The sequence below is a fragment of the Yersinia canariae genome, assembly GCF_009831415.1.
Classification (GTDB): Bacteria; Pseudomonadota; Gammaproteobacteria; order Enterobacterales; family Enterobacteriaceae; genus Yersinia; species Yersinia canariae.
In genome coordinates this window covers 75,174-88,733 of the sequence record NZ_CP043727.1, presented here as the reverse complement: position 1 = coordinate 88,733, position 13,560 = coordinate 75,174, and the positions used below count along the sequence as shown (strand labels likewise).

Below are 13,560 nucleotides of genomic sequence, written 5' to 3'. Positions count from 1 at the left end.
CAGGTAGGCGGCAAGTGAACGAGTCCCGATGAGCTTACATGAGTAAGTGATTCGGGTGAGCGAACATAGCCAACAACCCTGCGGCTTCAAGGACAAAGAGGATTAGATGCCGTCGCCGTACTCAAACCCGTGGCTCGCCCCATTGAAATGCTGATCCATGTCTAACGAGGGTTTATCACTCTCCGGTTTACCGACAATGCGGGCAGGAACACCAGCGGCTGTTGTATGAGGAGGTACCGCCTGCAACACGACTGACCCGGCACCAATTTTAGCACCACGCCCGACTTCGATATTCCCCAGAATTTTAGCTCCCGCGCCAATCATCACGCCTTCACGGATCTTCGGATGACGGTCACCACTGGTTTTACCGGTCCCCCCTAAGGTGACGGATTGCAGAATGGAAACATCATTCTCAACCACAGCGGTTTCACCAATCACAATGCCGGTAGCATGGTCCAGCATGATGCCGCAACCAATAGTTGCCGCTGGGTGGATATCCACACCAAAAGCGACAGAGACTTGATTTTGCAGGTAAATTGCCAGCGCTTTGCGATCCTGCGCCCATAGCCAATGGCCGATGCGATAAGCCTGTAGTGCATGAAAACCTTTCAGATACAGCAATGGCGTAGAATATTTATCAACAGCAGGGTCACGCAAGCGAACCGCCAGGATATCGCGAGCAGCAGAGACTATCATCTGCGCATCTGCACGATAGGCATCTTCAACCACCTCACGGATGGCAATTGCGGGCATGATGGGATTAGCCAGTTTATTCGCCAGAATATAGCTCAGTGCACTGCCCAAATTTTCATGCTTCAATAATGTCGCGTGAAAAAAACTTGCCAGCATGGGCTCACACTCGGCCAGCGCTCTCGCTTCTGATTTAATGCTACTCCAAACCAGCTCTAACTCTTCTAACGACATTGCATACTCCTGCCCATAAACAAGCCGCCTCGGGGAACGGCCGAAGCGACTAATACCCTGATTCCTTAATACTAAGGATTACGGATATATCTTTATTATTTTATTTCAGCTGAACAACCTAAATGCCGCTTTTCTCATCTTTTTTGGTCCGACCCAATAAGGTCAGTGCCGCTTCACGCGCATTTTTATGGCTGTACAGCACCTGATAAATTTGTTCAGTTATTGGCATTTCAACGCCATAGCGCTGTGCGAGCGCCAGAACTTCCTTGGTATTGCGGTAACCTTCAACCACTTGACCAATTTTATCCTGTGCTTCTTGTACGCCTAACCCCTGCCCAAGCATGATGCCAAACCGGCGATTGCGAGATTGGTTATCTGTGCAGGTTAGCACCAAATCACCTAACCCTGCCATGCCCATAAAGGTGGAGGGATCAGCGCCTAATGCTGAGCCTAAACGCGTCATTTCGGCTAAACCACGGGTTATCAATGCAGTACGCGCATTGGCACCAAAACCAATGCCGTCGGACATCCCAGCGCCAATTGCGATCACATTTTTAACCGCACCACCGAGTTGCACTCCGATAAAATCAGGATTGCTATAAACGCGGAAACTTTTGCCACAATGCAATAGTTGTTGTAGGTCTTCACTAAATTGCACATCGGTCGAAGCCAATGCAATTGCAGTCGGCAAACCGGCAGCCAGCTCTTTGGCAAAGGTCGGGCCGGAAACAACCGCCAGCGGGATGCTCTCTCCCAGCACTTCCCGCGCAACATCCGCCAACAAGCGGCCAGTTTCGGCTTCAAGCCCTTTGGTTGCCCAGACAATTCGCGCATCCGGGCGTAAGTGCGGTTTGAGCTGATTCAATACCGCCCCGAAGACATGGCTGGGCACAACCACTAGCACATCACGGCTGGCTGCCAGCGCGCGTGCCAGATCAGTTTCCAGTAACAGTGTGTCAGGGAAAGGGACATCGGGCAGAAAAGCTTGATTACAACGGTCTTGTTGCAGGGTTTGAATATGCTTAGGGTCGTGACCCCATAACACGACTTGGTGGCCATTACGCGCCAGCGTAATGGCTAATGCGGTGCCGTAAGATCCGGCACCGATGACAGTCATTGAAGCATGGGTGGTGTTCATCAGGCATCCTGACGTTGTTCAGCACCTTCGCCTTCAGCCTGCTGTTGCAGATAGTTCATGAACAGGGCATCAAAGTTAACCGGTGCCAGATTCAGCTGCGGGAAAGTACCGCGAGAAACCAGGCTGGTGATACATTCACGCGCATACGGGAACAAGATGTTCGGGCAATATGCACCTAAGCAATGCGCCAGTTGGGTACCGTCGATACCCGCGATGGAGAAGATGCCGCCCTGCTGTACTTCACACAGGAATGCTGTTTCTTCGCCCAAAGAGGCCGTTACAGTCACACGCAGTACCACTTCATACACATCTTCAGCCAGCTGACTGGAAGCAGTATCAAGATCAAGTTTAACTTCTGGCTGCCAATCCTGCTGGAAAACCTGCGGAGCATTTGGTGCTTCGAAGGAAATATCTTTGGTGTAGATACGCTGGATCTGGAAAGCCATTTCGGTGTTGTTTTGTTCTGACATGTGTATAGATACCCTAAAGTTAGACGTCCTTATTAAACAGCACTTCTGTCGAGAGCCTTTTCCATTAAATTAATGGGCCCACTGACAAGTTAAAGCAGCGGGTCAAGCCCACCGCGCGCATCCAGGGCGTGTAAATCATCACAGCCACCGATATGCTGCCCATCAATAAATATCTGAGGCACCGTCGTCCGCCCGCTGCGAGCAATCATCTCTTCACGTTTGGCCGGGTCACTATCAATTGCGATTTCATGGAAAGCAGCACTTTTGCTATTCAGCAACGCCTTAGCACGATGACAGAATGGGCATGTTGCTTTGGTATAAATCTCAATTTTCGCCATAGGTACACCTCAGTTAAAGTTACAATCTATTGATATAGCGAATATAATTCTTACTTACCGCGCGCCAGTGGCAGATTTTCACCACTCCAGCCGGAGATACCTTCTTTCAAGGTAAACACCCGCTCAAAACCAGCTTTATTCAGCAACTCAGCGGACGCACGTGAAGTTGTCCCTGTAGCACAAACTACAATAATAGGCTGTGCTTTGTGCTTTTCCAACTCAGCTAAACTGCCGTTCTTAATATCACTTGGCAGCAAATTAATAGAGCTGGCGATATGACCTTTGCGATAATCATCACGAGTGCGGATATCAACCACAACCGCATCTTCTTTGTTAATCAGACGCGTCGCTTCACCACGGGTAATCTCTTTGACTTTTGACAGAGTCGTTTTAAAGCTGGTGAAAATTACGGCAACGAACAACGCCACCCAAGCCAAGCTCAAAACTGGATGCTGGCTAATGAATTGCATAATCTCTTGCAACATGGGGGTAAAAACTCCCGTTAGTTAGGGGATAATATTCAAGGTCACAGAGTATACCTGCGCGTTGCGGCAAATACAGCCAATATGCAAGTGCTATTGCAGAAACTGCGAGCAATCTCGGGAAGTTTTGTCGCCTCTTTGATGATTTTTACGCAAAACCCCACACCAATGTTGATCTCTTTGGGCTATTTTTAACCGGTTTTGTAGTAAATTACCGCCTTTCTAATAAGAAAGAGGTTATGCAATGTCGAGCACTAAAAAACCGCTGGTTCTGACAATTCTGGATGGCTATGGTCACCGTGAAGAACAGCAAGATAATGCCATTCTGAATGCCCAAACACCGGTTATGGACCGTTTATGGCAGCAACAGCCTCATACATTAATTGCCGCTTCAGGTCTGGATGTCGGTTTGCCAGATGGGCAAATGGGTAACTCTGAAGTGGGTCACGTTAATTTAGGGGCCGGTCGTATTGTTTATCAGGATTTGACCCGCCTCGACAAAGAAATCAAAGACGGTGATTTTTTCACTAATCCAACGCTAACCGCCGCCATTGATAAAGCGGTTAAAGCAGGCAAAGCGGTCCATATCATGGGCCTGTTGTCTGCTGGCGGTGTTCATAGTCACGAAGACCATATTTTAGCGATGGTTGAATTGGCGGCCAAACGCGGTGCGACTGCAATTTACCTGCATGCGTTCCTCGATGGACGTGACACTCCGCCGCGTAGTGCTGAATCTTCACTGAAACGATTCACTGAAAAATTTTCTGAGCTGGGTAAAGGGCGCATTGCCTCAATTATTGGCCGCTACTATGCCATGGATCGCGATAACCGCTGGGACCGTGTACAGCTGGCCTACGACTTGCTGACCCAAGCAAAAGGTGAGTTTACAGCTGATAACGCGGTTGCTGGTCTGCAAGCCGCCTATGCACGTAATGAAAATGATGAATTCGTCAAACCCACTGTTATTCAGGCCGCAGGCGAACCCGATGCGGCCATGAACGATGGCGACGCGTTGATTTTCATGAACTTCCGTGCTGACCGTGCCCGCCAAATCACTCGCACCTTTGTGAATGCCGACTTTGACGGCTTCAAACGCGATAAAGTGGTTAACTTCGGCGATTTTATCATGCTGACCGAATATGCGGCTGATATTAAAGTGGCTTGCGCTTATCCACCTGCATCACTGGAGAATACCTTCGGTGAATGGCTGATGAAACATGACAAAACACAGTTGCGTATTTCTGAAACTGAAAAATATGCTCATGTCACTTTCTTCTATAACGGCGGTGTTGAAGAGCCATTTAAAGGTGAAGATCGCATTCTGATTAACTCACCAAAAGTGGCAACTTATGACCTACAACCTGAGATGAGCTCGGCAGAACTGACCGAAAAACTCGTCGCGGCCATCAAAAGCGGCAAATATGATGTGATCATTTGTAACTATCCAAATGGCGATATGGTCGGCCACACTGGCGATTTCGATGCTGCGGTGAAAGCAGTAGAAACACTGGATAATTGCATTGAGCAAGTGGTTGCCGCCGTGAAAGCGGTTGATGGCCAATTGCTTATCACCGCCGACCACGGCAATGCTGAGCAGATGCGAGACCCGGCGACCGGTCAGGCGCACACAGCCCACACCAGCCTGCCAGTTCCCCTGATTTATGTCGGCAATAAAGCGGTTAAAGCAGTTGAAGGCGGCAAACTTTCAGATATCGCCCCAACCATGCTGTCACTAATAGAAATGGAAATCCCGCAAGAGATGACTGGTAAGCCGCTGTTCATCGTGGAATAATCTTTCGTTATGAAGGAAAAGGCGTCATTTGCGATCTCCATGGTTACGGAACTGGCCATCAACGGCAATACTGAGAGCTCCTCAGTGTTGCCCAATAAGTTGCTGCGCCGCCCGTGGTCTGCACTGTACGCCAGCGTTTTTTGCGCTGGCGTATTGCTGTTCCCATTATCCAGCCATGCCGTTGATGCCCCCGCTGCTGCAAAAACAGCAGACAACAAAACCCAGTTGAAAACTATTCAGCAAGATATCGCTGAGAAAGAAAAAAGTGTCCAGCAACAAAAACAGCAACGCAGTTCGTTGCTTGACCAGTTGAAACAACAGGAAAATACGATTGCTCAGGCCAGTCGTAGCTTGCATGAAACCCAAAGTACCCTGACTGAACTGGACAAAGAAATCTCCAACCTCACCGCTTCGATTGGAAAGCTACAAAGTAAACAATCCCAGCAACAAGATATCCTGTCAAAACAACTTGATGCCGCCTTTAAGCAAGGCCAACACAGTGGTTTACAGCTTATTTTAAGTGGCGAAGAGAGCCAGCGCAGTGAGCGCATTTTGGCCTATTTCAGCTATCTCAATGAAGCCCGCCAGAAATCTATCGAAGCATTGGAGCAAACCCGCACCAATCTGTCTGCTGAGAAGAAAGTGCTGGAGCAAAAGAAAAACCAGCAAAAAGCTTTATTGGATGAGCAAAAAACTCAGCAACAAAAGCTGGAGCAAGCCCGCACGGCACGTAAGAAAACCCTGACGTCGTTGGAGGCCTCGCTGGAGAAAGATCAGCAAGGTCTGGCGGAGCTAAAACTGAACGAATCACGTTTACGTGATCAAATCGCTAAAGCCGAACGCGAAGCCAAAGCCCGTGCCGAACGCGAAGCTAAAGAAGCCGCTCGCGTACGCGAACAAGTGAAAGCCAAAGAGCAGCAAGCCAAGAAAACGGGCTCGAGCTATAAACCAAGTGAAAGTGAGCGCTCATTAATGGCGCGAACTGGCGGTCTCGGGCGTCCAGGCGGTCAAGCAGTTTGGCCGGTGCGGGGCAATGTGACCCATCGCTTCGGTGAAGCTTTACAAGGTGAGCTACGCTGGAAAGGCATGGTCATTTCCGCACCAGAAGGCAGCGAAGTCAAAGCAATTGCCGATGGCCGGGTGCTACTGGCGGACTGGCTACAAGGCTATGGTCTGGTGGTCGTCGTTGAGCATGGCAAAGGGGACATGAGTTTATATGGCTACAACCAGAGTGCGCTGGTCAATGTGGGCGCACAGGTGAAAGCAGGCCAGCCGATTGCTCTTGTTGGCACCAGCGGTGGCCAGGGCGAACCATCACTCTATTTCGAAATCCGTCGTCAGGGACAAGCTGTTAACCCACAACCTTGGTTAGGAAGATAGAGAACAACGTTAGGGAACACCTATTGCGCTATTTCAATACACGTCGGTTTATCATAGTAAGCACCCTACTCATCGCCAACGCCGCACAAGCGGGCAAACTTTCGATTGTTATTGATGACTTTGGTTATCGCCCTCAGAACGAAAACAAAGTGTTACAGATGCCGCTGCCTATTTCTGTAGCAATCTTACCGAATGCTCCCTACGCCAAAGAAATGGCGGTCAAAGCTCATAATCAAGGGCGCGAAATTCTGATTCATTTGCCAATGGCACCGCTGAGCAAGCAACCGCTGGAGCGCGATACATTGCAGCCATCAATGAGCAGCGAAGAGATCCAGCGTATCATTCGCCAGGCGGTAAATAACGTCCCTTACGCCACTGGCATGAATAATCATATGGGTAGCGCGATGACTTCCAGCTTGCCCGGCATGCAGAAAGTGATGCAGGTACTGGAACACTATCAGCTCTATTTTCTCGATAGCGTCACTATTGGCAACAGCCAGGCCAGTAAAGCTGCCGAAGGCACTGGTGTCAAAGTCATTAAGCGCAAAGTCTTTTTGGATGACTCACAAAATGAAGCCGCAATTCGCCAGCAATTTAATCGCGCAGTAGAACTGGCGCGCCGTAATGGCTCGGCTATTGCTATTGGGCATCCGCATCCGGCTACCATTAAAGTGCTGCAACAAATGTTGCCCCAATTACCTGCCGATATTGTATTGGTCAGGCCTAGTGCGCTGCTGAATGAACCGGTACACAATAATAGCGGCAGCGGCACTGTCTCTTCGGGTAAATCAAAACCGCGTGACCCGGCTAAAGGCGAGCGCCAGAAAGCTATCAAGCAATGCAACACGAAAGCCAGTTATGTTCCGGAGAAAATCTACGCCGATAAGATGTTTATTATCTTAGGTGAGAGCCTGATGCAAAGCCCGGCCGTGACATTTGTTCAGAAGCATTGGCAGCAATATTTCCCACCCGCAGCGCCCGTAACTCCGGTTGATAAACCCGCAGCCGAACAACCTAAAGCTGAAAATCCGTAATGTGCTCAATAAAAACGGGGCGGTCATCATCTGACTGCCCCGCTTTCAACTCGGTAACTTCAAGGCCGAAGGGCATCCCCAAAGTCATTGGAGCTACAGGTAGACTGCCAGTAAACGAATCCTGATGAGCTGACTCAAGTCAGTGATTCAGGTGAGTGCACGCAGCTAACACCCCTGTAGGTTCAAGGACGAAGGGGATTAATCCCAGCCTAAAACCACCTTACCCGACTTACCCGAACGCATGGCATCAAACCCTTGCTGGAATTCATCAATAGAGAAACGATGAGTAATAATTGGGGTTAAATCCAAACCAGATTGAATCAATGCCGCCATTTTGTACCAAGTTTCAAACATCTCACGGCCATAAATCCCTTTGATAAACAGCCCCTTAAATATGACCTGATTCCAGTCAATAGACATATCAGATGGCGGTATCCCCAGCATCGCAATGCGACCACCGTGATTCATTGAGTTGAGCAATGTACGGAAAGCTGGCGGCGCGCCGGACATTTCCAGACCGACATCAAATCCTTCGGTCATACCCAGCTCAGCCATCACATCATTCAGATTCTCTTTGCTGACGTTGACTGCTCGGGTCACCCCCATTTTACGCGCCAAATCCAGCCGATATTCATTCACATCAGTGATAACAACATGACGAGCACCAACATGCTTGCAGACCGCAGCCGCCATAATGCCAATCGGGCCTGCGCCGGAAACCAAGACATCTTCCCCAACTAAATCAAAGGATAATGCGGTATGCACGGCATTACCGAAGGGATCAAAAATAGCAGCAAGCTCATCAGAAATATTGTCGGGGATTTTGAATGCATTAAAAGCAGGAATCACCAAATACTCGGCAAAAGAACCCGGCCGGTTTACGCCGACCCCCACGGTATTGCGACAAAGATGGGTACGGCCACCACGACAATTACGGCAATGCCCACAAGTAATATGGCCCTCACCAGACACCCGGTCACCAATATTAAAACCTTTAACTTCCTGACCGATAGCTACAACTTCACCGACATATTCGTGGCCGACGACCATTGGGACAGGGATAGTTTTTTGTGACCATTCATCCCAGTTATAAATATGCACATCAGTGCCGCAAATAGCTGTTTTGCGAATTTTGATCATGATGTCGTTGTGGCCCAGCTCTGGCTGCGGCACCTCGGTCATCCAAATACCTTCTTCTGCTTTCAGCTTGGACAGGGCTTTCATAGACGAGACTTTCATGAACATTCCTTACGCAATAACGTTAAGCTGTTTGCCAATACGGATGAAGGCCTCTACAGCCCGCTCAACCTGCTCTGGCGTGTGATCTGCGGACATCTGGGTGCGGATACGCGCCTGACCCTTTGGCACCACCGGATAGAAGAACCCGGTAACGTAAATACCTTCTTTCAGCAGCGCATTGGCAAATTCTTGTGCTAGTGTCGCGTCACCCAGCATCACTGGGATAATGGCATGATCGGCACCGGCTAATGTGAAACCGGCGGCACTCATTTTCTCGCGGAATAAACGAGCATTCGACCATAAGCGCTCGCGTAATTCAGCGCCGTCTTCCAATAGAGATAACACTTCAATTGAGGCAGCGACGATTGCCGGGGCCAATGAGTTTGAGAACAAATAAGGCCGTGAACGCTGACGCAACCACTCAACAACTTCTTTACGACCGGCGGTATAGCCGCCTGATGCCCCACCCAGTGCCTTGCCTAATGTGCCAGTGATAATATCAACGCGATCTATCACTTCGCAGTATTCATGAGTACCACGGCCATTCGCACCAACAAAACCAACTGCATGGGAATCATCAACCATCACTAATGCCTGATACTCATCAGCCAAGTCACAGACACCTTTCAAGTTAGCAATCACGCCATCCATAGAGAACACGCCGTCGGTGGCAATCATAATATGGCGCGCACCATCAGCTTTAGCCTGTTCTAACTGGGTTTTCAATTCGCTCATATCATTGTTGGCATAGCGGTAGCGCTTTGCTTTACATAACCGCACACCATCAATGATTGAGGCATGATTCAGCGCATCGGAAATAATGGCATCTTCTGGCCCCAGCAAGGTTTCAAACAAACCGCCGTTAGCATCAAAGCAAGATGAATAAAGAATGGCATCTTCCATACCCAGGAAACTGGCCAGCTTCTGTTCCAGTTCTTTATGAGTATCTTGGGTGCCGCAAATAAAACGAACCGAGGCCATACCAAAACCATGGGTATCCATGCCTTTTTTAGCCGCAGCGATCAGCCGAGGGTGGTTTGCCAAGCCCAAGTAGTTGTTAGCACAGAAATTAATCACATGACGGCCATCGGCCACGGCAATATCGGCTTGCTGGGCAGAAGTTATTATTCGCTCATTTTTATACAGCCCTTCAGCGCGGGTCGTTTTGAGTTGTTGTTCTAATTGCTGATAAAAGGGATTTCTATCAAAAGGCAGGGTCATTCGGTTATCTCCAGAATTGGCAGTTTCACCCTACATTTTACTGCCTGACGGATGAACTGACGAGAAACCTTGTCTTGTATTATAAAAAATGCAGCACATATCACGGTGAACAATCCTAAAGCCGCATAGAAACGGAGAGATTAGCCCCTTCCGGCTGTGCGCTATCCTATGAAATGTTATGATAACGGCAAATAGAGTGTGGGGCATTGTGCCCGACCAAGAAGATTAGCAAGGGTGAACCTGATGATTATCGTCACTGGCGGCGCCGGTTTCATTGGCAGCAACATCGTTAAGGCACTGAATAATATCGGCTATAAAGATATTCTGGTTGTAGATAACCTGAAAGACGGCACCAAATTCGTCAATCTGGTTGATCTGGATATCGCTGATTACATGGATAAAGAAGATTTTGTTGCCAGCATTGTTGCCGGTGATGATATGGGTGATATTGATGCGATTTTCCACGAGGGTGCCTGTTCTTCCACCACTGAGTGGGATGGCAAGTACATGATGGATAACAACTATCAGTATTCAAAAGATATCCTACACTTCTGTCTGGATCGCGCTATTCCGTTCCTATACGCCTCCTCCGCTGCCACCTATGGCGGGCGTACTGACAATTTTATTGAAGATCGTCAGTATGAACAGCCACTTAACGTTTATGGCTATTCCAAATTCCTATTTGACCAATATGTGCGCGAAATTCTGCCACAAGCTGATTCACAGATTTGCGGATTCCGTTATTTCAATGTTTATGGCCCACGCGAAGGCCATAAAGGCAGCATGGCGAGTGTTGCTTTCCATCTGAATAACCAGATCAATGCAGGCGAAAATCCTAAATTGTTCTCCGGCAGCGAAAACTTCAAACGCGACTTTATTTATGTTGGCGATGTTGCCGACGTTAACCTGTGGTTCTGGCAAAACGGTGTCTCAGGTATTTTCAACTGCGGTACAGGTCGCGCGGAATCTTTCCAGGCTGTGGCCGATGCAGTGGTGGATTTCCACCAAAGTGGGCCGGTGGAATACATTGAATTCCCAGAAAAATTGAAAGGCCGTTATCAGGCATACACGCAAGCTGATCTGACTAATTTGCGTGCTGCCGGTTATGACAAGCCGTTCAAAACGGTCGCCGAAGGCGTCAAAGAATACTTGGCCTGGCTCAATCGCTCAGTCTAAATCACTTGCTGCAAGGAATTGATAAACGGTATGAAAATACTGGTCATTGGCCCTTCTTGGGTTGGCGATATGATGATGTCGCAAAGTCTTTACCGCACCCTGAAGGCCAAATATCCGGCAGCAGAAATTGATGTGATGGCACCCGCATGGTGCCGTCCACTTTTGGCCCGAATGCCAGAAGTGCGTCACGCGGTCCCGATGCCATTAGGCCATGGTGTTTTTGCTTTTGAGGAGCGCCGCCGTTTGGGTTTGGCCCTGCGTGAAACGGGATATGATTGCGCTTACGTGCTACCAAATTCATTTAAATCTGCCCTGATACCTTATTTTTCAGGGATTAAACAGCGAACTGGCTGGCGTGGCGAAATGCGCTATTTCTTGCTCAACGACATGCGCATTCTGGATAAACAAGCTTTCCCAATGATGGTCCAGCGCTATGTGGCACTGGCCTATGATAAAGAGCTTATTCGCTCAGCCGACGATTTACCTCAGCCTTTACTATGGCCCCAATTGCAGGTTCAGGATGAAGAAATTGCCGAGATTACGGCGTCATTCAACCTGACAGATAACCGCCCAATTATTGGTTTTTGCCCCGGCGCAGAATTTGGCCCAGCAAAACGGTGGCCGCATTACCACTATGCTTCATTGGCGCAGAAACTGATTGATGTTGGCTATCAGGTCATCTTATTAGGCTCAGCCAAAGATAATGAAGCCGGTGAAGAAATCCGTCAGGCGCTCGATGAAAGTTCTCGCGAATATTGTCTCAATTTTGCAGGCCAAACCTCACTGGACCAAGCAGTAGTGATGATTGCCGCTTGTAACGCCGTGGTCAGCAATGACTCGGGTTTGATGCATGTGGCTGCGGCATTAAATAAACCATTAGTCGCCTTATATGGCCCTAGTAGCCCGGATTTCACCCCACCGCTGTCTGATAAAGCCACAGTTATTCGCCTGATCACTGGTTATCACAAAGTGCGTAAAGGCGACAGTGCTCAAGGTTATCATCAGAGTTTGATTGATATTCAACCTGAACAAGTGATGGCAGCCCTTGAGAAGCAACTCAGCACACAAACCTGCTCAGCGAAAGAGGCCGATTAATGCATGTATTAATCGTTAAAACCTCATCAATGGGGGATGTTTTACATACATTACCCGCGCTGACAGATGCTATGAATGCAATCCCCGGCATTCGCTTTGACTGGGTGGTAGAAGAGGGCTTCAGCCAAATCCCGAGCTGGCATCCTGCAGTAGATAAAGTGATCCCCGTGGCTATTCGCCGTTGGCGCAAAAATTGGTTTGGCAGTGATACCCGGCAAGAGCGTTGTGATTTTAAGCGCGTGGTACAGCAGCGCAGTTATGATGTGGTGATCGATGCTCAGGGGCTGATTAAAAGTGCCGCACTCATTACCCGGATTGCGAAAGGAATGAAACACGGCCCGGATTGTAAAAGTGCCCGAGAGCCCTTTGCCAGTTGGTTTTATAACTGCCGCCATGAGATTGATACCAAACAACATGCTGTCGAGCGTATCCGCCAACTGTTTGCCAAAAGCCTCGGCTATGACAAACCAGAAAGTTACGGTGATTATGCTATCGCGCAACGCTTTTTAAGCGAGTTACCCAAAGATGCCGGTCAGTATCTGGTCTTCTTGCATGCAACCACTCGCGACAGTAAACACTGGCCTGAGAGTCATTGGCTGAAGCTGATTGAGTTGGTCGCACCTACGGGGTTAAAAATAAAATTACCTTGGGGCGCAGAACATGAGTATCAGCGAGCTTTGCGGCTGGCGGAGCATTCTCCTTTTGTTGAAGTTTTGCCTAAACTCAGTCTTCAGCAAGTTGCAGAGGTTCTGGCCGGTGCAAAAGCAGTGGTTTCCGTTGATACTGGCCTCAGCCATCTGACTGCAGCTTTGGACCGCCCTAACATTACCCTGTTCGGCCCAACTGACCCAGGTTTGATTGGTGGCTATGGAAAAAATCAGATAGCAGTGATTTCCGAGCAGAAAAGTATGGATACCATTACGGCTGAAACCATTATGGCGAAATTAGAAACACTGGTTTTATAAGTATTTTCTTTTTTCCCTGGCCATATCTGCTTGAAAAATTCGTTCGTAAGTATTTACTGTGTAATAACAATAGACTTTGATAATTATCAGAGTCTATTGTTTTCGGCATCAAAATAGTTAAGCATTATTAATATGTAACCTGCGTTATTAAGAGAGTCTGTTAATTCACTTTCCGCTAATAACTGCCTATCGGTTTCTCTGAGTATCTAATTAATGATTCAATACATTACCCATAAAACTGAAATTAGATAAACATACGATAAACCACTAAATAACAAAATATTATCAGCTAAAAATATCACTATT

General features: G+C 48.4%; 13 protein-coding genes. 6 read left to right on the top strand and 7 right to left on the bottom strand.

From position 1 onward, the window contains the following. Positions 1–102: 102 nt before the first annotated feature. The 5 genes from cysE to F0T03_RS00385 all read right to left on the bottom strand — a co-directional run bounded on the left by cysE (position 103) and on the right by F0T03_RS00385 (position 3,355). Complete coding sequence (gene cysE / locus F0T03_RS00405; protein WP_145555239.1) at positions 103–924, bottom strand: serine O-acetyltransferase; 822 nt, start codon at positions 922–924, stop codon at positions 103–105. 118 nt (positions 925–1,042) lie between these two features. Next, positions 1,043–2,062: an NAD(P)H-dependent glycerol-3-phosphate dehydrogenase gene (gene gpsA / locus F0T03_RS00400; protein WP_050138748.1), complete on the bottom strand. Its 1,020-nt coding sequence runs from the start codon at positions 2,060–2,062 to the stop codon at positions 1,043–1,045. Beyond that, positions 2,062–2,532 (bottom strand): protein-export chaperone SecB, encoded by a 471-nt coding sequence (gene secB / locus F0T03_RS00395; RefSeq protein ID WP_005164715.1) that lies wholly within the window; start codon positions 2,530–2,532, stop codon positions 2,062–2,064. The genes gpsA and secB overlap by 1 nt, the downstream gene beginning before the upstream one ends. 89 nt (positions 2,533–2,621) lie before the next feature. Continuing rightward, entirely contained in the window at positions 2,622–2,870 is a 249-nt protein-coding gene (gene grxC, locus F0T03_RS00390) for a glutaredoxin 3 (RefSeq protein WP_145555238.1), read from the bottom strand. A 50-nt stretch (positions 2,871–2,920) separates the two neighbouring features. Then, complete coding sequence (locus tag F0T03_RS00385; protein ID WP_145555237.1) at positions 2,921–3,355, bottom strand: rhodanese-like domain-containing protein; 435 nt, start codon at positions 3,353–3,355, stop codon at positions 2,921–2,923. Between the two features lie 241 nt (positions 3,356–3,596). Between F0T03_RS00385 and gpmM the strand changes: the two genes are divergently transcribed. Genes gpmM through F0T03_RS00370 form a run of 3 tightly spaced genes read left to right on the top strand, consistent with a single transcriptional unit; the run spans position 3,597 to position 7,558 of the window. Next, positions 3,597–5,144: a 2,3-bisphosphoglycerate-independent phosphoglycerate mutase gene (gene gpmM, locus F0T03_RS00380; RefSeq protein WP_159677024.1), complete on the top strand. Its 1,548-nt coding sequence runs from the start codon at positions 3,597–3,599 to the stop codon at positions 5,142–5,144. 39 nt (positions 5,145–5,183) lie between these two features. Then, positions 5,184–6,524, top strand: a complete 1,341-nt coding sequence (gene envC, locus F0T03_RS00375; RefSeq protein ID WP_425511043.1) for a murein hydrolase activator EnvC — start codon at positions 5,184–5,186, stop codon at positions 6,522–6,524. Between the two features lie 23 nt (positions 6,525–6,547). Beyond that, positions 6,548–7,558, top strand: coding sequence for a divergent polysaccharide deacetylase family protein (locus F0T03_RS00370; RefSeq protein ID WP_159677022.1), 1,011 nt, complete (start codon positions 6,548–6,550; stop codon positions 7,556–7,558). A 198-nt stretch (positions 7,559–7,756) separates the two neighbouring features. Here the strand turns inward: F0T03_RS00370 and tdh are convergent, their stop codons facing one another. Both tdh and kbl read right to left on the bottom strand, forming a co-directional pair. Continuing rightward, positions 7,757–8,782 (bottom strand): L-threonine 3-dehydrogenase, encoded by a 1,026-nt coding sequence (tdh, locus tag F0T03_RS00365; RefSeq protein ID WP_159680594.1) that lies wholly within the window; start codon positions 8,780–8,782, stop codon positions 7,757–7,759. Positions 8,783–8,806: 24 nt separating this feature from the next. Beyond that, positions 8,807–10,018 (bottom strand): glycine C-acetyltransferase, encoded by a 1,212-nt coding sequence (kbl, locus tag F0T03_RS00360; RefSeq protein WP_145555233.1) that lies wholly within the window; start codon positions 10,016–10,018, stop codon positions 8,807–8,809. 243 nt (positions 10,019–10,261) lie between these two features. Here kbl and rfaD point away from each other — a divergent pair, with 243 nt between their 5' ends. The 3 genes from rfaD to rfaC are packed head-to-tail and all read left to right on the top strand — an operon-like array spanning position 10,262 to position 13,254. Then, positions 10,262–11,194 carry an ADP-glyceromanno-heptose 6-epimerase gene (gene rfaD / locus F0T03_RS00355; protein WP_145555232.1) on the top strand — a complete coding sequence of 311 codons (933 nt, stop codon included), beginning with the start codon at positions 10,262–10,264 and terminating at the stop codon, positions 11,192–11,194. A gap of 30 nt (positions 11,195–11,224) precedes the next feature. Next, positions 11,225–12,289 (top strand): ADP-heptose--LPS heptosyltransferase RfaF, encoded by a 1,065-nt coding sequence (gene rfaF / locus F0T03_RS00350; protein WP_145555231.1) that lies wholly within the window; start codon positions 11,225–11,227, stop codon positions 12,287–12,289. Continuing rightward, entirely contained in the window at positions 12,289–13,254 is a 966-nt protein-coding gene (gene rfaC, locus F0T03_RS00345; protein WP_159677021.1) for a lipopolysaccharide heptosyltransferase RfaC, read from the top strand. The genes rfaF and rfaC overlap by 1 nt, the downstream gene beginning before the upstream one ends. Positions 13,255–13,560: the final 306 nt, after the last annotated feature.

Coding starts and splice junctions, on each gene's coding strand:
- cysE (WP_145555239.1), bottom strand. CDS start 924: ATGTCGTTAGAAGAGTTAGAGCTGGTTTGGAGTAGCATTAAATCAGAA.
- rfaC (WP_159677021.1), top strand. CDS start 12,289: ATGCATGTATTAATCGTTAAAACCTCATCAATGGGGGATGTTTTACAT.
- rfaD (WP_145555232.1), top strand. CDS start 10,262: ATGATTATCGTCACTGGCGGCGCCGGTTTCATTGGCAGCAACATCGTT.
- secB (WP_005164715.1), bottom strand. CDS start 2,532: ATGTCAGAACAAAACAACACCGAAATGGCTTTCCAGATCCAGCGTATC.
- kbl (WP_145555233.1), bottom strand. CDS start 10,018: ATGACCCTGCCTTTTGATAGAAATCCCTTTTATCAGCAATTAGAACAA.
- rfaF (WP_145555231.1), top strand. CDS start 11,225: ATGAAAATACTGGTCATTGGCCCTTCTTGGGTTGGCGATATGATGATG.
- gpmM (WP_159677024.1), top strand. CDS start 3,597: ATGTCGAGCACTAAAAAACCGCTGGTTCTGACAATTCTGGATGGCTAT.
- tdh (WP_159680594.1), bottom strand. CDS start 8,782: ATGAAAGCCCTGTCCAAGCTGAAAGCAGAAGAAGGTATTTGGATGACC.
- F0T03_RS00385 (WP_145555237.1), bottom strand. CDS start 3,355: ATGTTGCAAGAGATTATGCAATTCATTAGCCAGCATCCAGTTTTGAGC.
- gpsA (WP_050138748.1), bottom strand. CDS start 2,062: ATGAACACCACCCATGCTTCAATGACTGTCATCGGTGCCGGATCTTAC.
- grxC (WP_145555238.1), bottom strand. CDS start 2,870: ATGGCGAAAATTGAGATTTATACCAAAGCAACATGCCCATTCTGTCAT.
- envC (WP_425511043.1), top strand. CDS start 5,184: ATGGTTACGGAACTGGCCATCAACGGCAATACTGAGAGCTCCTCAGTG.